General features: G+C 71.4%; 19 protein-coding genes and 3 pseudogenes. 16 read left to right on the forward strand and 6 right to left on the reverse strand.

Annotated features, from left to right (window positions below; genetic code table 11):
* The first annotated feature begins 5 nt into the window (after nt 1–5).
* From ABZ078_RS16645 to ABZ078_RS16675, 7 genes are all read left to right on the forward strand, one after another.
* Nucleotides 6–986: a sugar ABC transporter permease gene (locus tag ABZ078_RS16645; RefSeq protein ID WP_356575839.1), complete on the forward strand. Its 981-nt coding sequence runs from the start codon at nt 6–8 to the stop codon at nt 984–986.
* The gene (locus ABZ078_RS16650; RefSeq protein ID WP_356575841.1) at nt 983–1,867 is read left to right on the forward strand and encodes a carbohydrate ABC transporter permease; all 885 of its coding nucleotides are present in this window, start codon (nt 983–985) and stop codon (nt 1,865–1,867) included. Before ABZ078_RS16645 ends, ABZ078_RS16650 begins: the two co-directional genes overlap by 4 nt.
* A 41-nt stretch (nt 1,868–1,908) precedes the next feature.
* The gene (locus tag ABZ078_RS16655; protein WP_356575843.1) at nt 1,909–3,225 is read left to right on the forward strand and encodes a glycoside hydrolase family 36 protein; all 1,317 of its coding nucleotides are present in this window, start codon (nt 1,909–1,911) and stop codon (nt 3,223–3,225) included.
* Nucleotides 3,222–5,222 (forward strand): beta-galactosidase, encoded by a 2,001-nt coding sequence (locus ABZ078_RS16660; RefSeq protein WP_356575845.1) that lies wholly within the window; start codon nt 3,222–3,224, stop codon nt 5,220–5,222. Before ABZ078_RS16655 ends, ABZ078_RS16660 begins: the two co-directional genes overlap by 4 nt.
* A gap of 273 nt (nt 5,223–5,495) precedes the next feature.
* Nucleotides 5,496–6,788, forward strand: coding sequence for a TerD family protein (locus tag ABZ078_RS16665; protein WP_356575847.1), 1,293 nt, complete (start codon nt 5,496–5,498; stop codon nt 6,786–6,788).
* Between the two features lie 123 nt (nt 6,789–6,911).
* The gene (locus tag ABZ078_RS16670) at nt 6,912–7,715 is read left to right on the forward strand and encodes a DNA-formamidopyrimidine glycosylase family protein (protein ID WP_356575849.1); all 804 of its coding nucleotides are present in this window, start codon (nt 6,912–6,914) and stop codon (nt 7,713–7,715) included.
* Nucleotides 7,716–7,801: 86 nt separating this feature from the next.
* Complete coding sequence (locus tag ABZ078_RS16675) at nt 7,802–8,110, forward strand: hypothetical protein (protein WP_356575851.1); 309 nt, start codon at nt 7,802–7,804, stop codon at nt 8,108–8,110.
* Between the two features lie 6 nt (nt 8,111–8,116).
* Here the strand turns inward: ABZ078_RS16675 and ABZ078_RS16680 are convergent, their stop codons facing one another.
* Together ABZ078_RS16680 and ABZ078_RS16685 are read right to left on the reverse strand one after the other, a co-directional pair.
* Entirely contained in the window at nt 8,117–8,500 is a 384-nt protein-coding gene (locus tag ABZ078_RS16680) for an ArsI/CadI family heavy metal resistance metalloenzyme (RefSeq protein ID WP_356575853.1), read from the reverse strand.
* Nucleotides 8,501–8,535: 35 nt separating this feature from the next.
* Nucleotides 8,536–9,918 carry an FAD-dependent oxidoreductase gene (locus ABZ078_RS16685; protein WP_356575987.1) on the reverse strand — a complete coding sequence of 461 codons (1,383 nt, stop codon included), beginning with the start codon at nt 9,916–9,918 and terminating at the stop codon, nt 8,536–8,538.
* Nucleotides 9,919–10,032: 114 nt separating this feature from the next.
* Between ABZ078_RS16685 and ABZ078_RS16690 the strand changes: the two genes are divergently transcribed.
* From ABZ078_RS16690 to ABZ078_RS16700, 3 genes are all read left to right on the forward strand, one after another.
* Nucleotides 10,033–10,689: a hypothetical protein gene (locus ABZ078_RS16690; protein ID WP_356575855.1), complete on the forward strand. Its 657-nt coding sequence runs from the start codon at nt 10,033–10,035 to the stop codon at nt 10,687–10,689.
* A 4-nt stretch (nt 10,690–10,693) separates the two neighbouring features.
* On the forward strand, nt 10,694–11,071 hold the full coding sequence (locus ABZ078_RS16695; RefSeq protein ID WP_356575857.1) for a metalloregulator ArsR/SmtB family transcription factor: 378 nt from the start codon (nt 10,694–10,696) through the stop codon (nt 11,069–11,071).
* 85 nt (nt 11,072–11,156) lie between these two features.
* A complete protein-coding gene (locus ABZ078_RS16700) occupies nt 11,157–11,642 on the forward strand; it encodes an N-acetyltransferase family protein (RefSeq protein ID WP_356575859.1) in 486 nt (161 codons plus the stop codon).
* Between the two features lie 87 nt (nt 11,643–11,729).
* Here ABZ078_RS16700 and ABZ078_RS16705 read toward each other — a convergent pair whose 3' ends face one another.
* The 4 genes from ABZ078_RS16705 to ABZ078_RS16720 are packed head-to-tail and all read right to left on the reverse strand — an operon-like array spanning nt 11,730 to nt 14,360.
* Nucleotides 11,730–12,794 carry an ArsO family NAD(P)H-dependent flavin-containing monooxygenase gene (locus ABZ078_RS16705; RefSeq protein WP_356575860.1) on the reverse strand — a complete coding sequence of 355 codons (1,065 nt, stop codon included), beginning with the start codon at nt 12,792–12,794 and terminating at the stop codon, nt 11,730–11,732.
* A complete protein-coding gene (locus ABZ078_RS16710) occupies nt 12,791–12,946 on the reverse strand; it encodes a hypothetical protein (RefSeq protein ID WP_356575862.1) in 156 nt (51 codons plus the stop codon). Before ABZ078_RS16710 ends, ABZ078_RS16705 begins: the two co-directional genes overlap by 4 nt.
* The gene (gene arsB / locus ABZ078_RS16715; RefSeq protein WP_356575864.1) at nt 12,946–14,055 is read right to left on the reverse strand and encodes an ACR3 family arsenite efflux transporter; all 1,110 of its coding nucleotides are present in this window, start codon (nt 14,053–14,055) and stop codon (nt 12,946–12,948) included. The genes ABZ078_RS16710 and arsB overlap by 1 nt, the downstream gene beginning before the upstream one ends.
* Nucleotides 14,052–14,360 carry a metalloregulator ArsR/SmtB family transcription factor gene (locus ABZ078_RS16720; RefSeq protein WP_356575866.1) on the reverse strand — a complete coding sequence of 103 codons (309 nt, stop codon included), beginning with the start codon at nt 14,358–14,360 and terminating at the stop codon, nt 14,052–14,054. The genes arsB and ABZ078_RS16720 overlap by 4 nt, the downstream gene beginning before the upstream one ends.
* A 102-nt stretch (nt 14,361–14,462) precedes the next feature.
* On the opposite strand from ABZ078_RS16720, the gene ABZ078_RS16725 reads away from it, so the two are divergent.
* The 6 genes and pseudogenes from ABZ078_RS16725 (at nt 14,463) to ABZ078_RS16750 (ending at nt 18,912) form a co-directional block, all read left to right on the forward strand.
* Nucleotides 14,463–14,882: an arsenate reductase ArsC gene (locus ABZ078_RS16725; protein WP_356575868.1), complete on the forward strand. Its 420-nt coding sequence runs from the start codon at nt 14,463–14,465 to the stop codon at nt 14,880–14,882.
* Nucleotides 14,879–15,358, forward strand: a pseudogene (locus ABZ078_RS16730) (FAD-dependent oxidoreductase); the annotation flags it as partial. The gene ABZ078_RS16725 and the pseudogene ABZ078_RS16730, both read left to right, overlap by 4 nt.
* A 113-nt stretch (nt 15,359–15,471) precedes the next feature.
* Nucleotides 15,472–15,621 (forward strand): annotated as a pseudogene (locus ABZ078_RS16735) (excisionase family DNA-binding protein); the annotation flags it as partial.
* Nucleotides 15,616–15,850, forward strand: a pseudogene (locus tag ABZ078_RS16740) (hypothetical protein); the annotation flags it as partial. The pseudogenes ABZ078_RS16735 and ABZ078_RS16740, both read left to right, overlap by 6 nt.
* Nucleotides 15,851–15,906: 56 nt before the next feature.
* Entirely contained in the window at nt 15,907–16,977 is a 1,071-nt protein-coding gene (locus tag ABZ078_RS16745; protein ID WP_356575870.1) for a PEP/pyruvate-binding domain-containing protein, read from the forward strand.
* A 111-nt stretch (nt 16,978–17,088) separates the two neighbouring features.
* Nucleotides 17,089–18,912: a PEP-utilizing enzyme gene (locus ABZ078_RS16750; RefSeq protein ID WP_356575872.1), complete on the forward strand. Its 1,824-nt coding sequence runs from the start codon at nt 17,089–17,091 to the stop codon at nt 18,910–18,912.
* Nucleotides 18,913–19,024: the final 112 nt, after the last annotated feature.

Genomic DNA, 19,024 nt, shown 5'->3' on the forward strand with positions numbered 1-19,024 from the left:
TCCAGATGACGACCAACACCCCCACGAAATCCTCGGAGGCGGCCGCCGTGCCGCCTCCGGGCACCGCGTCCGACGACAAGCGGGTCCCGCAGGGGCACAAGCGCCTGCTGACCCGCCGTGACCGGCTCACGCTCGGCCTGATGGCCGGGCTGCCGACGATCCTGCACGTGGCCCTCGTCTGGGTCACCGCCATGGCCTCGATCGGGCTGGCGTTCACCACCTGGGACGGCATCGGCTTCGACACCATCAAGTGGGTCGGGCTGGACAACTTCCGCGAACTGTTCACCAACAACCCGCAGTTCTGGCCGGCCGTCGAGCACAACGTCGTCTGGTTCGTGGTCCTGATCCTGATCCCGACACCGCTGGGCCTGTTCCTGGCCGTGCAGCTGGACAAGAAGATCCGCTTCAGCCGCGTCTACCAGACCGCGTTCTTCCTGCCGGTCGTGCTGTCGATGGCCGTCATCGGCTTCGTCTGGCAGCTCGTCTACAACCCCGACACGGGCCTGATCAACAGCCTGATCGGGGCCAACGAGCCCGGCAAGTACATCGACTGGATCGGCGACCCGGACCTCAACCTGTGGGCGATCCTCGTCGCCGCGTCCTGGCGCCACACCGGCTACATGATGATCCTGTACCTGGCCGGCCTCAAGGGCGTCGACCCCGCGCTGCGGGAGGCGTCCGCGCTGGACGGGGCCGGTGAGTGGCAGACGTTCAAGAACGTCATCTTCCCCACCCTGCGCCCGACGAACACCATCGTCCTGGTCGTCACCATCATCGAGGCCCTGCGCGCCTTCGACCTGGTCTTCGTCTTCAACAAGGGCGCCGAGGGCACCGAACTGCTCTCGATCCTGGTCACCAACAACATCATCGGCGAGTCCAGCCGCATCGGATACGGCTCCGCGATCGCCGTCGTCCTGCTGCTGATCTCCCTCGTGGTGATCATCCCGTATCTGGTGGCCACCTTCCGGAAGGAGCGGCGCGCATGAGCACGGCCCTCGCAGTCAAGAAGCGCACCCCCGTCCGCCCGGCCCGGATCCTGCTGCACGTCTTCCTCGCGTCCATGGCGCTGGCCTGGCTCGCCCCGCTGCTCTGGGCCGTCTACGCGGCCCTGCGGCCGTACGCCGAGACGTCCGAGAAGGGCTACGTCTCCTGGCCCGACAAGCTGACGTTCGAGAACTTCACGAACGCGTTCACGCAGTCGGACATGGCGCACTACTTCGGCAACACCATGCTGATCGCGGTGCCGGCCGTGCTGCTGACGCTGTTCCTGTCGTCGATGGTCGCCTTCTACGTCAGCCGCTTCGACTTCCGCGTCAACCTGTTCCTGCTGCTGGTCTTCACCGCGGGCAACCTGCTGCCGCAGCAGGTCATCATCACCCCGCTGTACCGCCTGTACCTGCTCGTCGACCTGCCCGGCATCACGATGAGCGGCAAGCTGTACGACTCCGCGCTCGGCCTGGTGCTGATCCATGTCGCGTTCCAGTCGGGATTCTGCGCGTTCGTGCTGAGCAACTACATGAAGATGCTGCCGCACGAGCTGACCGAGGCGGCGCTGGTCGACGGCGCGTCGGTGTGGCGGCTGTACTGGCAGATCACCCTGCCGCTGTGCAAGCCTGCGATGGCGGCCCTGGCGACGCTGCTGTCCATCTGGATCTACAACGACTTCTTCTGGGCCCTCGTACTGATCTCGACCGGCGAGAACATGCCGATCACCTCGGCGCTGAACAACCTCTCCGGGCAGTACTTCACCGACCCCAACCTGATCGCCGCCGGCGCCCTGATCACCGCCGTCCCGGTCCTGATCGTGTACTTCCTGCTCCAGCGCCAGTTCGTCAGCGGCCTCACCCTGGGCGCCAACAAGGGCTGACCACCACCCCGTTCCTCGGCCCCGTTCGAAAGAGAACCCCCGTGCACCACCCCTTCACCCCCGTCGCGTCCCTGCCCGTGGACGAGGCCAAGGCCCGCGTCCACGAGGAGGGCTGGCAGTCCTGGAGCCCCACCGGCGCCTACGCCCTCGGCGACAAGCCGTACCGCCCGACCAACGCCAACTGGGCGACGGTCTGTTACCGCCCCGGCGTCACCGTCCCCGAGGGCGTCTTCCAGGGCGAGGGCCTGCTCGCACTCGATCCGGGCGACGGCTCACCGGTGCGCCTGTGGGCGGCGGTGAACCCGACGCGTGAGGTCCCCTCCATCCGGCTGGACGTGACGGACGGCCGGGCGGAGGTCGGCGCGGACGGCCCGGTGAAGGAGTGGACGGGCGCCACCATCCAGTCCGCGCTGGCCGACTGGGCCGACAGCCTCCACCTGCCCACCCCCCGCCCGGCGCCGACGGTGTGGTGCTCCTGGTACGAGTACTTCACCGACGTCACCGAGGACGACATCCACGAGAACCTGCGTGCGATGGAGACCCTCGACCTGCCCATCGACGTCGTCCAGATCGACGACGGCTACCAGAAGGCCCTCGGCGACTGGCTCACCCTCTCCGGCCGCTTCCGCTCCCGCGCGGGCGTCGCGGACGCGATCCGGGCGCGGGGCCGTCGCGCCGGCATCTGGACGGCCCCCTTCCTGGTCGACCCGGCGAGCGACCTGGCCACCGAGCACCCCGAGTGGCTGGTCCGCGACACCGAGGGCGGCTTCGCGCACGCGGGCCGCAACTGGGGCCACGACCTGCGCGTCCTGGACACCACGCACCCCGAGGCGGCGGCGTATCTGACGGAGGTCTTCCGGACGCTGCGCGCCGAGGGCTACGACTACTTCAAGGTCGACTTCCTCTACGCGGGCGCCCTGGACGGCGTACGGCACGACACGGACGTGGACGCGCTGGCGGCCTACCGGGCGGGCATCGGCCTGATCCGTGAGGCGATCGGCGCGGACGCCTACCTGCTGGGCTGCGGGGCGCCCCTGCTGGCGTCCATCGGCCTGTTCGACGCGATGCGGGTCAGCCCCGACACGGCGCCGCACCGCCGCCCCGAGGACGACGACTACAGCCAGCCCGGCCAGGCTCCCGCCGAGTTCACGGGCGTCGGCCGCCAGTGGCAGCACGGGCGCCTCTGGATCAACGACCCCGACTGCCTGATGGCGCGCCCGGCGGTGGAGACCCGGGAGGAGTGGGCCGCCCATGTCGAGGCGACCGGGGGCCTGATGGCGTCCAGCGACCGCCTGCTGTCCCTGGACGAGTGGGGCGTGACCACGACCCGCCGTCTCCTCGGGGGAGTGGCCCGATGAAGCGCGAACTGTCCGTCCCCGGCATCGCCTACGGCGGCGACTACAACCCCGAGCAGTGGCCCGAGGAGGTCTGGGCCGAGGACATGCGCCTGATGCGCGAGGCCGGGGTCACCATGGTCAGCGTCGGCATCTTCTCCTGGGCGCTGCTGGAGCCGAAGGAGGGCGCGTACGACTTCTCCCTGCTCGACCGCGTCCTCGACCTGCTGCACGCCCACGGCATCGCGGCCGACCTCGCGACCCCGACGGCGGCGCCCCCGGCGTGGTTCTTCCGCGCCCACCCCGAGGCACTGCCCGTGGACAGGGACGGCAGGGGACTGTCGTACGGCAGCCGCCAGACCTTCTGCCCGAGCAGCCCGGCGTACCGCGAGGCCGCCCTGCGGATGGCTCGGGCGCTGGCCGGACGGTACGCGGGCCATCCGGCGCTGGCGATGTGGCACGTCCACAACGAGTACGGCTGCCACAACGCGGAGTGCTACTGCGACGAGAGCGCGGCCGCCTTCCGGCGCTGGCTGCGGCGGCGTTACGCGGACGACCTGACCGCCCTGAACGACGCCTGGGGCACGCGCTTCTGGAGCCAGTGGTACTACGACTGGGAGGAGATCCTCCCGCCCCGCCCCACCGGCGCCGTCCCGAACCCCACCCACCAGCTGGACTGGCGCCGCTTCTGCAGCGACGAGCTGCTGTCGCTGTACGAGGCGGAGCGCGAGGTGCTGCTGGAGGCGGCCCCGGCCATCCCCGCCACCACCAACTTCATGGTGATGCACGCCTTCGACGCGCTGGACTACTGGCGCTGGGCCCCGAAGCTGGACATCGTCTCCAACGACCACTATCTCCAGTCGGCCGACCCCGAGTCCGAGATCGACGTCGCGCTCAGCGGTGACCTGGTCCGTTCCCTCGCGGGCGGCCCCTGGCTGCTGATGGAGCACTCCACGGGCGCGGTGAACTGGCAGCCCGTGAACAGGGCGAAGGGCCCTGGCGAGCTGCGGCGGAACGCGTTGGCCCATGTCGCCCGGGGCGCGGACGGCATCGCCTACTTCCAGTGGCGGGCGGCGAAGGCCGGTGCCGAACAGTGGCACTCGGCGATGCTCCCGCATGCGGGCACCGACAGCCAGATCTGGCGGGACGTCGTCCGACTGGGCGCGGATCTGCGGGCGTTGGCCGAGGTGCGCGGCAGCGTCGGCACGGCCGAGGTGGCGATCGTCTGGGACTGGAACGCCCGCTGGGCGATGGAACTCCCCTCGCAACCGAGCGGCGAGCTGCGCTTCCAGGACCTGGTCCGCGCCTGGTACGAGCCGCTGTGGCGGGCGGGCGTCGCGGTGGACTTCGTCCGCCCGGACGCGGACCTGTCCGCCTACCGCATGGTCCTCGCCCCCAGCCTGTACCTGGTGGACGACGAGAGCGCGGCGAACCTGACGGGCTTCGCCGAGCGGGGCGGCACGCTGGCGGTCGGCTTCCACAGCGGCGCGGTCGACGAGAACTGCCATGTGCGGCTGGGTGGTTACCCGGGCGCGTTCCGGGAGGCGCTCGGCGTCCGCACCGACGAGCTGTTCCCGCTGCTGCCGGGAGAGTCGGTGGGCCTCGACGGAGGCGGCAGCGGCACCCTGTGGTCGGAGCGGGTGCGCCTGGCCGGCGCCGAGTCGATCACCTCTTACACGACCGGCCCGCTGACCGGCGTACCGGCGGTGACCCGGCACGCACTCGGCGAGGGCGTGACGTGGTACCTGGCCACCCTGCCGGACCCGGACACCCTCGCCGCGCTCCTGCACCGCGTCCGCACGGAGGCGGGTGTCGAGCCGGTGCGCGAGACCGCGCCCGGTGTGGAGGCGGTCCTGCGCCGGGGCCGGGACGCCGACTACCTCTTCCTGATCAACCACACCGACCGTCCCGCCCATGTCGCGGTCGCCCCCGACGCCACGGAACTGCTCACGGGCAAGGCGTTGCCGGGCGCGGTCAGCGTCCCGGCCGGGGAGACGGCGGTGGTACGGGAGCCGCGCTGAGCCGGTCGGTACCCGGGGGTGGGCGGCTTGGGGCCACTACGGTTGTGGCCGGCCTGTGCCTAGTGAGGGTGGCTGTTCGGTGTCCACTGGGGCGTGGGCCTGGGTCCGCTGGGCGTGGGTGACTTGTGTCCGTCGGGGCGGTCGGCTGGTGTTCGCCGGGGTCCCCGGTCCGGCGCCACCGGGGACGTCGACCCGTACGGACGTCCTTCCGGGCCGGGGTGGATGTGACAGGGTGGACTGGGAGCGTCGGGGGATCGTCGAGGGGTGGTCGGCATGCCTGAGCTGGGCAAGGGCGAGAACATCGCGGTGGGGTCCGGGACCGTCGTCGCCGAACTGCACACCGTGGGCGGCGCGGTCGACCTCAGCGCGCTGCTGGTGGCGGCGGACGGCAAGGTGCGGTCCGACGACGACCTGGTCTTCTACAACCAGCCGTCCGCCGAGTCCGGTGCCGTACGTCATCTCGCCGCCGATGCCGAGGGCCCCGAGCGGATCGAGATGAGCCCGGCCGCCCTGCCCGCGGACGTCGACCGGGTCGTCCTGGTCGGCAGCTGCGATCCCGACGACGCCGGCCGCACCTTCCGCGAGGTCAAGGACGTCACCGTCCGCGCCGCCCGACTCGGCGCCGACCCGGTCCAGTTCCGCCCGCCCGCCCTCACCGACGGCGAACGCGCCGTGCTCCTGATGGAGCTGTACCGCAGGGGCGGGACCTGGAAGCTGCGCGCCATCGGCCAGGGCTACGCCGACGGCCTGGCCGGCCTCGCCACCGACTTCGGGATAGACGTGGCGGAGGAGCCGGGGGCGCCGACGGAGCCCGAGGAGCCCGCGCGGCGCACCCCGCCGCCCGCCCCCGCCGCTCCGCCCATGAGCCTGCGCAAGCCCCCGCTCGGCACGATCAGCCTCGACAAGGGCAGCCAGGTCTCGATGAGCCTGGACAAGGCGGACCGCGAACTCGTGGTCACGGCGACCCTGGAGTGGGACGGCGGCAGCGACCAGCGCCGCAGGCGGGGCGCCGACCTCGACCTGTACGCCCTGTTCGTACCGGCTTCCGAGGCGGTACGCGGCGACCATGCGCCCGGCACCCTCATCGCACCGAAGAAGGGCGCGCGCCCCGCGCCCGACTCGGGCACGGCGAAGAAGGGCAAGGACGCGGATGTCGTCTACTACAAGCGCCTCGGCTCCCTGAAGAACCACCCCTTCATCCACCTCGACGGCGACGCCCGAGTCCCCGGCCGCGAGACGCTGCGTATCGTCCGCCCCGACCAGCAGGGCTACGTCCTGCTCTGCGCCTACTCCGCGGTCAGCAACGGCTTCGGGTCCTTCCGCAGCTTCGGCGCGAAGGTCGTGGTCACCGACGGTCGCGGCTCCACCGTCACCGTCCCGCTCTACGAGAACACCAAGACCCGCTACTGGGTGGCCATCGCCCTCGTCGACTTCACCGACGCCGACGGAGCGGCGATCCACCACGTCGAGGCCTACAGCGCCCGTATGACCGAGCGCCGCCCGGTCCTCCACCCGGACGGCACCGTCGAGATGAACGCGGGGCCGGTGGAGTTCAAGCGGCGCTGAGCCACCCCGGGGAGGTGAATGACCCGAGGTGAATGACCCGAGGTGAATGACCCGAGGTGAATATCCCCCTGGAACCGGGCACATAGCAAGAAGTACGGCATCCCCTGCTGAAGGCCGTCCGCCATGCCCGAGCTCCCCGACGTCGAGGGTTTCCGGACCGTACTGCAGTCCTGCGCGAAGGGCAGGGTCATCCGCCGCGTCGACGTGCGGGATGCGGGCGTCCTGCACGGCGTGAGCGCGCGGCGGCTGCGCGACGCCCTGGAGGGCCGGCGCGTCACCGGGGCGGAGCGGCACGGCAAGTGGCTGCTCGCCCGTACCGGCGGCCCCACGCTGCTCCTGCACTTCGGCATGACCGGCCGGCTGCTCTGCGCCCACCCGGACGACGCCCCCGAGCCCCACGACCGCGTCCTGTTCACCCTCGCCCGCGACCGCCAGCTCCGCTACCGCGACCAGCGCAAACTCCAGGGCCTGTGGCTGGCCGACGACGACTCCGACGTCGTACGACTGCTGGACCGGCAGGGTCCCGACGCCCTGACGGTGGACCGCGAGGAGTTCGAGAGCGCGCTCGCGTCCCACCGCGGCCGCCTCAAGGCGGTCCTGATCGACCAGTCGGTCCTGGCCGGACTCGGCAACCTCCTGGCCGACGAGATCCTGTGGCGCGCGAGGCTGCGCCCCGGCACCCCGGCCAACGCCCTCACGCGGCCCGAAGCCCACCGCCTGTACACCGAGATGCGCCGCACCCTCCGCCCCGCGGTCACCGCCGGCTGCGTCCCACCCCGTGACTCCTGGCTGACCGGCCACCGGGACGCCCCCGACCCCCACTGCCCGCGCTGCCACACCGCCCTGCGCCGGTCCCGCGTCGGGGGCCGGACCACGGTGTGGTGCCCGGCCTGCCAGGCCGCACCGAGCCACACCGGCCCAGACTGACCCGGCGCGCGCCAAATGATCTACGGCGTGTTACGTTCCCCGTGCATCGAGGCTCGGCATGACCCTTCGGGCCGGGGGGACCACACATGAACAACGACAACGACGACTCTCCGCGTACGGCAGAGCCCGTGACCAGCGAAATGTCCGACGCCCTGAAGCACCTGTGGGCCTCGCCCTTCTGCTTCATCACGGCGGCGTTCGTCGCGTTCCACGTCGTCGGTCACAAGGGCGCGGGCTGGATCCTGATGGCCGCCGCGCTGACCGGCCCGCTGGCCGCCCTGGTCTGGGGCGCGATCCGGCGCGAACGGCCCGACTCGTTCGTGATCGTCCCGCTGGGAGCACTGGCCCTGTTCACCGTGATCTTCGGGCTCAGCCAAGGCTTTCCCTGGTCCTGACCCTGTTCAACCCGCCCTGGAGGCGGCGTCGGCCTTGACCACGTAGACCTCCCAGCGCTCTTGGCCCGGGCCGTGCACCCAGACCTTGTCCTGGAGGGCGTAGCAGCAGGTGGTGTCGTTCTCCTCGGTGGTGGCCAGGCCGGCTTCGCTCAGGCGGGTGGTGGCGGCGTGGACGGCCTCGGTCGATCCGACCTCGACGCCGAGGTGGTCCATGCGGGTCGGCTCGCCCGCTCGGCCCTCGATCAGGACGAGCTTGAGCGGGGGCTCGGTGAGGGCGAAATTGGCGTAACCGTCGCGGAGTTTGGCCGGCTCGGTGCCGAACAGCTTGCTGTAGAAGGCCACGGACGCGTCGAGGTCCGGGACGCGGAGGGCGAGTTGTACGCGGGACATGGCATACCTCCTGCGGGGTGCGGCGGGTTGACGGGTCAGCAGCCGCCGGATGCGGCCGGGGCGGCGGTACCGATCCGCAGGGTGGCCGGGGCGGCGCAGCAGCCACCGCCGTCGCTGCCCGGAGCGGCGTCGGCGGAGTCGGCGTCGTCGTACAGGCCCGCGCCGCCGCACACGCCGGTCTCCGGCAGGGTCAGCTCGACGCGCTCGGCGGCCTCGCGGTCGCCGGCGATCGCGGCGGTGACGGACCGGACCTGCTCGTAGCCGGTCATCGCGAGGAAGGTGGGGGCGCGGCCGTACGACTTCATGCCGACCAGGTAGACGCCCTGCTCCGGATGGGACAGCTCGTTCACGCCGTGCGGGTAGACGGTGCCGCAGGAGTGCACGTTCGGGTCGATCAGCGGGGCCAGGGCGGTCGGGGCCTGGAGGCGCTCGTCGAGGCCGAGGCGGACCTCGGGCAGGAACGACAGGTCGGGGCGGAAGCCGGTGAGCACGATGATCTCGTCGACCGGATCCAGGCGCCGGCCGTCCTCGGCGAGGAGGACGAGCCGGTCGCCCTCGCCTTCCACAGCCTGTGTACGGAATCCGGTGACCGCACTCGCGTGGCCGTCCTCGACGGCGGCCTTGGCGCGCAGGCCGAGGGCGCCGCGGGCGGGGAGCTGGTCGGCCTCGCCGCCGCCGTAGGTAGAGCCGGTGATGCCGCGGCGCAGGATCCACACCGCGTGCGTGCCGGACTCCTCCTTCGCCAGGTCAGCGAGGTGGGCGAGGGCAGTGAAGGCGGAGGCGCCGGAGCCGACGACCGCGGTGCGCCTGCCCGCGTAGCGGGCACGGACGGCGGGGTCCCGCAGGTCGGGGACGCGGTAGGAGATGCGGTCGCCGGCGGTCCTTTCGCCGAGGGCGGGCAGGCCGTCGGCGCCCATCGGGCCGGGGGTCGACCAGGTGCCGGAGGCGTCGATGACGGCACGGGCGGTGATCCGCTCCTCGCGGCCGTCCGTCCCCAGGGTGTGGACGGTGAAGGGCTGCTCGTCCCGGTCGGCGTCGACGACGCGGTCGCGGCCGGCGCGGGCGACACCGGTCACGGTGACGCCGTAGCGGACCTTGTCGCCGAGGACGTCGGCGAGGGGCTGGAGGTAGCGCTCGGCCCAGTCGCCGCCGGTCGGGTACGTCGATCCGTCGGGACACACCCAGCCGGTCGGGGCCAGCAGCTTCTCGGCGGCCGGGTCGGTGACCTCGGCCCACGGCGAGAACAGCCGCACGTGCGCCCACTCGCGCACGGCGGAACCGGCGGCGGGCCCGGCCTCCAGGACCAGCGGTTCGAGGCCGCGTTCGACGAGGTGGGCGGCGGCGGCCAGGCCGACGGGACCGGCGCCGATGACGACGACGGGCGCCTGGCCGGTGGTGGACACGCTGTCAGTGGACACAGCCACGAGATTCCCCTTTGATTCGACATCCGTCGATGGCTTGCGCTGTCAGCTTCCCACCTGATTCGACAGGCGTCAACATAGACAGACATCGAAACGGGGCCGTGATGGAGCATGTCGACGCGGTGGTCCCTGTTCTCACCCGCCCGGTACAGCGCGCTGCCGGGGATGCCGTTCTCCGGTGGGAACCCGGACCGCTATGGATTCGAGGTCGACCTGGAGAGCGGCGGCCGGCTGGCGGCGAGGGCCGTGGTCGCGGCCTCCGGCACGTTCGGCCGTCAGCACCGGCCCGCACTGCCGGGGCTGGAGGGCTTCACCGGCCCGGTGCCGCACGCCGCGGACTACCGCGGCCCGGCTCCGTTCGCCCGGCAGCGCATCCTCGGCCGCGACCTGCACTTCTGGCTCGCCCGCACCGGCCTGGACGCGGCTCCCCTCGGTCGCCTCGCGCGCACTGCGCCGACGCGGCTGGTCATCGACGACGGCCGCTACCGTGCCGCGCTCGCCCAGGGGGCGCCGGACCCGCGGGAGTTGTTCACCGGCATCGACGGGGCCGAGGTCACCTGGCCGGACGGGACGCGGGAGGAGGTGGACGCCATCCTCCTGGCCACCGGCTACCGGCCCGACCTGCCCTACCTCGCCGGCCTGGACGGCGCACTCGACACCGCCGGCCATCCACGCCGACGCGACGGTATCTCCCTCGCCCATCCGGGGCTGGCGTTCGTCGGGCTCGAATGGGCCCTCGCGCACTTGGTTCGACGTGTGTCAACATAGATAGATGTCGAAGGCCAAGGTGCTACCGCTGATCGAGGCCGAGGGATCCGAGGCCGTGGCGCCGTGCTGCCCGCCGCTCACGGAGCGCCCGTTCACCGCGGAGGAGGCCGAGATCGCCGCGCGGATGTTCAAGGCGCTGGGTGATCCGGTACGGCTGCGGCTGTTCTCCGCGGTCGCCTCGCACGAGGCCGGTGAGGCGTGCGTGTGCGACATCTCCGACGTCGGCGTCTCGCAGCCGACCGTCTCCCACCACTTGAGGAAGCTCAAGGAGGCCGGGCTCCTGACCTCCGAGCGGCGCGGGACCTGGGTACACTACCGCGTGGAGCCGTCCGTGCTGGCCGCGATGGGCAAGCTGCTCACCTCCGCACCGACGGTGGCCTGACTCGGACGAGGAACCATGGGGGTACGACAGGGTGTTCAACCCAGGCATACGCTCCACCGCGACCACCGCGACCACCGCGACCACCGTGACCATCGTGCCGCTGGCCGCCGCGCACGCCGACGAGGTCCTGGCGATCTATCAGGCGGGCATCGACGAAGGTGACGCCACCTTCGAGACGACCGCGCCGACCTGGGAGGCGTTCGACGCCGCCAAGCTGCCCGAGCACCGCTTCGTCGCCCTCGACGAGCGCGGGGCGGTGCTCGGCTGGGTCGCCGCCACCAAGGTTTCCGACCGCTGCGCCTACGCCGGCGTCGTGGAGCACTCCGTGTACGTCGCCCCCGCTGCCAGGGGCCGCGGGGTGGCCTCCGCTCTGCTCAAGGCGCTGATCGACTCCACCGAGGCGGCCGGGATCTGGACCGTCCAGTCCGGCATCTTCCCCGAGAACACCGCCAGCCTCGCTCTGCACCAGCGGGCCGGCTTCCGCGTCATCGGCACCCGCGAGCGCATCGGCCGCCACCACGGCCGCTGGCGCGACGTCGTCCTCGTCGAACGGCGCAGCCCCGCGCGATGAGCATCGACGCCGACCGGGCGTCGTCGAGTGCGCACGCTTCCTGGCTCACCGAGCTGTACCGGCCGCCGGAAACCCGCCCGGGTCGGGTCAACGCACCAGTTCAGCAACCTTCCGCGCCGCATCCCTGGCCGGGCGGCCGACGCCGATGAGCGTGGCGGAGGCTGGTCCGGTCCAGTCGCCGTACCCGAGGAGGTGCAGGCGCGGCTCGTCCACCACCGCGGTGCCGGATGTGGCGATACGGCCCCGGCGCCCCCGCAGCCCGAGCGGCGCGAGGTGGGAGAGGGCGGGGCGGAAGCCGGTGCACCAGATGATCGCGTCGGCCTCGGCCCGGGTGCCGTCGGACCATTCCACCCCGCCGGGGACGAGGCGGGTGAACATCGGGCTCGCCTTGAGCAGGCCGCGGTCGCGGGCTTCACGCACCGGCGGTACGGCGACGATGTCACCGAGTGAGGCGACCCCGCCGGTGTCGGCGCGGCCGGCGTCGAGGGCGCGGCGGCGGGCGGTGGCCACGTCGAACAGGGCGCGGCCGTCGATGTCGTCGGCCAGGAAACGGGGCGGGCGCGTGGTGACCCAGGTCAGCAGCTCGGTGTCGTAGGCGAGGTCGGCGGCGATCTGCGCGCCGGAGTTGCCGCCACCGACCACGATCACGCGACGGCCGGCGAAGTCCCGCGGCCGTCGGTACTCGGCGGTGTGCAGGTGCTGACCGCCGAAGACTCCGCGCCCGGGGACGGCGGGCAGGAAGGGGCGCCACCAGGTGCCGGTCGCGCTGATCACCGCCCGCGCACGCCAGATGCCGGAGTCGGTGTCCACGCGCAGCAGTTCACCGTCCCGGTGCACGCCGAGCACGCGGACCGGCCGCCGTACGTCCAGCTCGTACCGCTTCTCGTAGTCCCGCAGATACGCCACCACATGCGCGGCGTCCGGACACTCCTGCCCCGGCTGGACCGGCATGAGGCGCCCGGGGAGGGAGGAGTAGGCGGCCGGGGAGAACAGGTGCAGGGAGTCCCAGGTGTGCTGCCAGGCGCCGCCCGGCTCGGCTTGGGCGTCGAGGACGACGAAGTCCACGCCCAGGCGGCGCAGGTGGTAGCCGGCGGCGAGCCCTGCCTGGCCGCCGCCGACCACGACCACGTCCGTGCTCCGGTGAACGGTCATGCGCCGACCGTGCCGACCGTGCCGGCGGTCTGCGGGCAGCAGGCGGCGTACGCCCGGGGCTCGGCCGAGCATGAACCGCGGACCAGGACCGGGCGGATGCCGAGCGCCACGCTCTCCCGCGCCGCGCTGGAGCAGCCCGGGCGGCGGCTCATCAGCTCTCCTGCGGCGCTGCCGTCAGCCGCTGGGCGGCGGTGAACTTCCGCCGCCACGCGAGCGAGACGTACACGAGCGCGACCAGGACCGGCACCTCGATCAGCGGGCCGACGACCCCGGAGAGGGCCTGGCCGGAGGTGACGCCGAAGGTGGCGATGGCGACCGCGATGGCCAGCTCGAAGTTGTTGCCGGCCGCGGTGAAGGCGAGCGTGGCGGTGCGGTCGTAGGCCAGGCCGATCGCCTTGCCGAGGGCGAAGGTGCCGAACCACATCACGGCGAAGTAGACCAGCAGCGGAAGGGCGATGCGGGCCACGTCCAGCGGCTGGGAGGTGATCGTCTTCCCCTGCAGGGCGAAGAGGATGACGATCGTGAAGAGCAGGCCGTACAGCGCCCAAGGGCCGATCTTCGGAAGGAAGGTGGACTCGTACGTCTCGCGGCCGAGCTTCTGCTCGCCGACGCGGCGGGTGAGGAACCCGGCGAGCAGCGGGATGCCCAGGAAGATGACGACGTTCAGGGCGATCTTCCCCATGGAGATGTCGAGGTGTGCGCCGTCGCCCAGGTTCAGCCAGCCGGGCAGCAGGTCGAGGTAGAACCAGCCGAGCAGACCGAAGGCCAGGACCTGGAAGACCGAGTTCAGCGCCACCAGGACGGCGGCGGCCTCGCGGTCACCGCAGGCCAGGTCGTTCCAGATGATGACCATGGCGATGCAGCGGGCCAGGCCGACGATGATCAGGCCGGTGCGGTACTCGGGCAGGTCCGCCAGGAAGATCCAGGCCAGTGCGAACATCACCGCCGGGCCCAGGATCCAGTTGATGACCAGCGACGAGACCATGAGCTTCTTGTCGCCGGTGACCGCGTCGAGCCTGTCGTAGCGGACCTTGGCCAGCACCGGGTACATCATGATCAGCAGGCCGATGGCGATCGGCAGGGAGATGCCGCCGATCTCGACCTTGGCCAGAGCGCCGTTCAGGCCGGGGATGGCGCGGCCGAGGCCCAGACCCACGGCCATGGCGAGGAGGATCCAGACGGCGAGGAAGCGGTCGAGTGTCGACAGCTTCGCGACGATCGAGGACTCCTCGGCGGTCGCGGATGCTTCGGTGCGGGTCACGGGCAGGCCCTCTTGTTGTCGGCGGCGGTACGGGCGGACTCGGCCAGGTCGGCGAACTGTCCGGCGAGAGTGGCGATGACGTCCGGGCGCAGCTTGTAGTACGTGTACCGGCCGCACGGCTCGCTCTCGACGACCCCGGCCTCGCGCAGCACTCTCAGGTGGTTGGAGAGGTTGGTCTGCTTGGCACCGGTCTCCTCCACCAGGTGGGTGGTGCACAGCGTCTCTTGGGCGAGCAGGGTCACGATCTGGAGCCTGAGCGGGTCGGCCAGAACCCGGATCAGATCAGTGTCGACTGACGTCATCATGGGCTGATACTCTCACGTCACTCCGGGCTGATACCAGCCTGGACTGATCTCTGGGACCCGTATCCCCGCATTCGGCGGGGACCCCCGCCCTGAAGGAAGCCCATGTCCTCCAGCCCGCTCGCCTCCGTGCTGTTCGTCTGCGTCCACAACGCCGGCCGCTCCCAGATGGCTGCTGGATTCCTCGGCCACCTCGCGGGCGACCGGATCGAGGTCCGCTCCGCCGGTTCCGTCCCGGGCGACCAGGTCAACCCGGCCGCGGTCGAGGCCATGAAGGAGGTCGGCGTCGACATCTCCGAGGCCAAGCCGAAGATCCTCACCACCGAGGCCGTCCAGGCGTCCGACTACGTCATCACGATGGGCTGCGGCGACGCCTGCCCGATCTTCCCCGGCAAGAAATACCTCGACTGGGCCCTGGAGGACCCGGCAGGCAAGGGCGTCGAGGCCGTCCGCCCGATCCGCGACGAGATCAAGGCCCGGATCGAGGCCCTGATCGCCGAGATCGACGCCAAGCAGGAGGCGTGACCCCGGCGCCGGACCCCGCCGCCACGGCCTCCGGTGTGCGCGAGGTCGTCATCATCGGCTCCGGCCCCGCCGGATACACCGCCGCCCTCTACACCGCCCGCGCCGAACTCAAGCCCCTGGTCCTCGGCGGCGCGATCTTCGTGGGCGGCTCGCTCACCACGACCACCGAGGTCGAGAACTTCCCCGGCTTCCCCGGCTTCCCCGACGGCATCGACGGTCCCGACCTGATGCGGAACATGCGGGCGCAGGCGGAGAAGTTCGGAGCCGAGATCGTCGAGGACGACATCGTCTCCGTCGATCTGACCGGTCGGATCAAGGAGGTCACCGACTCCGCCGGCACCGTGCACCGCGCGAAGACGGTGATCGTGGCGACCGGCTCGGGCTACCGCAAGCTCGGCCTGCCGAACGAGGAAGGGCTCTCCGGCCGGGGCGTGTCGTGGTGCGCCACCTGTGACGGCTTCTTCTTCCGCGACCGGCTCCAGCAGCGTGATGGCGGCTTGCGGCTCAGCCATGCGTCGGCTCTCCTTCCGTTCCGGGGGCGGGGCCGAGGAATGCGGCCGGCCAGGCCTCGGCGTCCGAGTCGGTCCTCCTGATCGTGGAAGAGGCGGCCCGGCGGCTCCTTGTCGGCCGTACGACGTGCTTCCGGCTCGTCCTCGCCGGAGGGATCGAGTCGGTCACGGCCGGGCGGCTTCGCCGGGTCCCCGCCGACGCTGTGCCCGCGTACGTGGCCAAGCTGCGCCACCGACCCGCCCGGGCGCCTGAGGGAGACGCCACGGCGGAGAAGGACCGCACCCGCCAGCCCAACGGCGCTTCCTCGATCCACCTCGGCAAGGATGGCAAGTGGCACGGACGAGTGACCGTCGGCGTCCGGGATGACGGCAGGCCGGACCGCCGCCACATCGAAGGCAAGACCAAGGCAGAGGTTCACCAAGACAGTCCGCGAAATGGAGCGGGCACGGGATGACAGGGCTTCACCGGGGCCTTCCGCCTTCCGCCTCTCCCCGAGACCTGTTTTGCTTGTTCCATGACGGGTCCGTACACCGTCGCGTTGGAAGCCCGAGCGGATGTGGTCGCGGGCCGGGTGGGTGGCAAGTGCGCCGGACTGGTGGCGCTCGCCGGGGCCGGGTGCCCGGTGCCGCCGGGATTCGTGGTGACCGTGGACGCCTTCGAGGCGCTGCTCGCGGACCCCGTCCTGCGCAGGGGCGTCGAGTCGGTCATCCGCGGACTGGATCCCACCGAACCCGCCTGGGTCGAGGCGACCGAGGCCGGCAGCGCCGAAATCCGCCGCATACTGAGCGGGCACCCGGTGCCGCCCGAGGTCGCCGAGGCCGTCATCGGCGCGTACGGCGCTCTCTGCGAGGGGCTCGGGGCGGGAGACGTGCCGGTGGCCGTCCGTTCCAGCGCCACGGCGGAGGACCAGCCGTACGCCAGTTTCGCCGGGCAGCATGACACGTTCCTGTGGGTCCGGGGGGCCGAAGCCGTCCTGGACGCCGTACGGCTGTGCTGGGCGAGCCTGTGGTCCGCCCGCGCCATCGGCTACCGCGCCGCCAACGGAGTGCCCGAGGAGGGGCTGGCCATGGCGGTCGGTGTGCAGCAGATGGTGGATGCGCGGACCGGCGGCGCCGCCATGACCGTCAACCCGTCCAACGGCGACCGCACGAAGATCGTCATCGAGGCCGGGTGGGGCCTGGGAGAGCCGGTCATGTCCGGTATGGAGCCCCCCGACCACTACCTCGTGGACAAGGTGCTGCTCGTCCCTGTCCGGACCACGGTGGCGCGCAAGTCGTACGAGCTGGTGCCCACCCCGGACGGGCGGGGGCTCGTGCGGCGACCGCTCGACGTCGGCCGCCGTGAGGCCCCGTGCCTGGGGGCCGACGAGGTCATCGAGGTCGCGCGGCTGGCCAAAGAGGCCGAGCGGCACTGCGGCCTGCCACAGGAGATCGAGTGGGCCATCGCCCGGGACGCGCCCGCGCCAAACGGCCTCCGTCTGCTGCAGAGTCGCGCCGAGACGGTCTGGAGCCGCAGGCCGGCACCTTCTACAGGCGTCACGGGTTCCGGTGCCGCCGGAATCGCCGACACCCTGTTCGGTCTTTAGGTCTTTAGATCTTTAGGTCTTTAGCGCGGGATCGAATCCAACAAATCCGGCATTGGGCGGACAATCTTCAGTACCCGGGGGAACCAGCCATCCGGAAATGAGGACCACGCCATGCCGACGGCCTCCCGCACTACCTTTCCCCGCCTCAGCGAGCTGCCGGCTCCGGCCGGCGCCGAAGGGTGGGAGCGCCTCTACCCCTACCACCTCGTGTTCCAGCCCGGTCGGCGGAAGACTGACGAGTCCACGTTCTGGTTCTGCGACACCCAGCACTGGCCTCGCGTGATCAGGCCGTTCGAGACGATCGGCGTGGAGTTCAGCGTGAAGGGCCTGGGTCAGTACAACTCCAGGTACTTCCTGATGCCGACCGCGTACGGCCTGCAGTCCCGTATCCACCAGGGCTACTGCTATGTGAGCCCGGTCGCGGTCCCCGCCGGCCAGGTCGAGGCGCGCGCGCCGGAGTTCCTCAGACGCGCCGACCACTACTTCGATCACTGGGAGGAGCTGCTGGCCAACTGGAAGCGCAAGGTCCTCGGTACGGTCCGGGAGCTGGAGGCGATCCGGTTCGGGCCCCTGCCCGACGCTCAGCCCTTCCCGGAGATCGAGGCGGGCCTCGGGCTGGACTCCAGTGACTCCCTGCTGGACCAGTACGACCGGCTGATCGCGCTGTGCCACCGTGCCTGGCAGTACCACTTCGAGTTCCTGAACCTCGGCTACGCGGCGTACCTGGACTTCTTCACGGCGTGCAGACGTTGGTTCCCCGACATTCCGGAACTGGGCATCGCCAAGATGGTCCAGGGCGTACGGATGGACCTGTTCCGCCCGGACGACGAGCTGAAGCGGCTGGCGAAGCTCGCCGTGGAACTGGGCGTCGACGGCGTCATCACGACAACCGACCCCGGCCCGCCCCTCCTCAAGGCCCTGGCCGGCAGCCCTCAGGGCCGGGCCTGGCTGGACGCCTGGCGCGACGCCGGTGACCCGTGGTTCAACTTCACCTCCGGAAACGGCTTCTACGCCAGCGACGTCTACTGGCTCGACGACCCGTCGCTGCCCCTGGGGTACATCCGCGACTACGTGCTGCGGCTGCGGCGGGGCGAGATCATCGACCGGGACCTGTCCGGGCTGGTCGACGAGCGCGAGCGGATCACGGGCGAGTACGCGGCGCTGCTCGACCCCACCGAACGGGATCTCTTCCAGCTGAAGCTGGCCCTGGCCCGCCAGGCCTACCCGTACGTGGAGAACCACAACTTCTACATCGAGCACTGGACCATGAGCGTCTTCTGGCGCAAGGCGCGGCGACTGTCCCGGTTGCTCGCGAAGGCCGGCTTCTGGCCCGACCGGGACGGCATGTTCTACCTCACCCGCGACGAGGTCCGCGAGGCCCTGTTCGACTACGTCAACGGCTGGGCCTCGGGGACTCGGCCGGTCGGCCCGGACTACTGGCCGCCGGAGATCGAGCGGCGGCGGCGCATCGTGGACGCCCTCGCCCGTCGGCGTCCCGAACCCGCGCTCGGGACGCCCCCGGAAGCGGTCACCGAGCCGTTCACCATCATGCTCGCGGGCATCACCACCGAGCGGATCCGCTCCTGGCTGAGCGGGCCCACGGGCGGTGGCGAACGGGAACTGACCGGCCTGGCCGCCTCACCGGGGATCGCCGAAGGTACGGCACGGATCGTCCACGGGCCCGACGATCTCCCCCTGGTCCAGGAGGGAGAGATCATCGTGGCGGCGGTCACCGCGCCGGGTTGGAGCCCGGTGTTCGGCAGGATACGCGCGGCGGTCACCGACATCGGCGGGGTGATGTCGCACACCGCCATCGTCTGCCGTGAGTACTCAGTACCCGCCGTCACCGGCACCGGGTCGGCGTCGACCCACATCACCACCGGCCAGCGGATCCGGGTGGACGGAAACGCGGGCACCGCCACGATCCTCGACTGACGCTGCGGCCACCAGAGGGGCCACCGGAAGGGGAGAGGCACCGTGAAACGCCCCGCCGCCGCCCACCACCCCCGGGATACCGTGGCAGACCAGCCACCCGGCCCGGCGTCCG

It is taken from the genome of Streptomyces sp. NPDC006385 (genome assembly GCF_040612485.1).
In the GTDB taxonomy this organism is placed as follows: Bacteria; Actinomycetota; Actinomycetes; order Streptomycetales; family Streptomycetaceae; genus Streptomyces.

What these genes read in the sequence shown, in the direction of transcription:
- ABZ078_RS16645 (WP_356575839.1), top strand. Translation starts at nt 6, where the DNA reads ATGACGACCAACACCCCCACGAAATCCTCGGAGGCGGCCGCCGTGCCG.
- ABZ078_RS16650 (WP_356575841.1), top strand. Translation starts at nt 983, where the DNA reads ATGAGCACGGCCCTCGCAGTCAAGAAGCGCACCCCCGTCCGCCCGGCC.
- ABZ078_RS16660 (WP_356575845.1), top strand. Translation starts at nt 3,222, where the DNA reads ATGAAGCGCGAACTGTCCGTCCCCGGCATCGCCTACGGCGGCGACTAC.
- ABZ078_RS16665 (WP_356575847.1), top strand. Translation starts at nt 5,496, where the DNA reads ATGCCTGAGCTGGGCAAGGGCGAGAACATCGCGGTGGGGTCCGGGACC.
- ABZ078_RS16670 (WP_356575849.1), top strand. Translation starts at nt 6,912, where the DNA reads ATGCCCGAGCTCCCCGACGTCGAGGGTTTCCGGACCGTACTGCAGTCC.
- ABZ078_RS16675 (WP_356575851.1), top strand. Translation starts at nt 7,802, where the DNA reads ATGAACAACGACAACGACGACTCTCCGCGTACGGCAGAGCCCGTGACC.
- ABZ078_RS16680 (WP_356575853.1), bottom strand. Translation starts at nt 8,500, where the DNA reads ATGTCCCGCGTACAACTCGCCCTCCGCGTCCCGGACCTCGACGCGTCC.
- ABZ078_RS16690 (WP_356575855.1), top strand. Translation starts at nt 10,033, where the DNA reads ATGTCGACGCGGTGGTCCCTGTTCTCACCCGCCCGGTACAGCGCGCTG.
- ABZ078_RS16695 (WP_356575857.1), top strand. Translation starts at nt 10,694, where the DNA reads ATGTCGAAGGCCAAGGTGCTACCGCTGATCGAGGCCGAGGGATCCGAG.
- ABZ078_RS16705 (WP_356575860.1), bottom strand. Translation starts at nt 12,794, where the DNA reads ATGACCGTTCACCGGAGCACGGACGTGGTCGTGGTCGGCGGCGGCCAG.
- ABZ078_RS16710 (WP_356575862.1), bottom strand. Translation starts at nt 12,946, where the DNA reads ATGAGCCGCCGCCCGGGCTGCTCCAGCGCGGCGCGGGAGAGCGTGGCG.
- ABZ078_RS16720 (WP_356575866.1), bottom strand. Translation starts at nt 14,360, where the DNA reads ATGATGACGTCAGTCGACACTGATCTGATCCGGGTTCTGGCCGACCCG.
- ABZ078_RS16725 (WP_356575868.1), top strand. Translation starts at nt 14,463, where the DNA reads ATGTCCTCCAGCCCGCTCGCCTCCGTGCTGTTCGTCTGCGTCCACAAC.
- ABZ078_RS16745 (WP_356575870.1), top strand. Translation starts at nt 15,907, where the DNA reads ATGACGGGTCCGTACACCGTCGCGTTGGAAGCCCGAGCGGATGTGGTC.
- ABZ078_RS16750 (WP_356575872.1), top strand. Translation starts at nt 17,089, where the DNA reads ATGCCGACGGCCTCCCGCACTACCTTTCCCCGCCTCAGCGAGCTGCCG.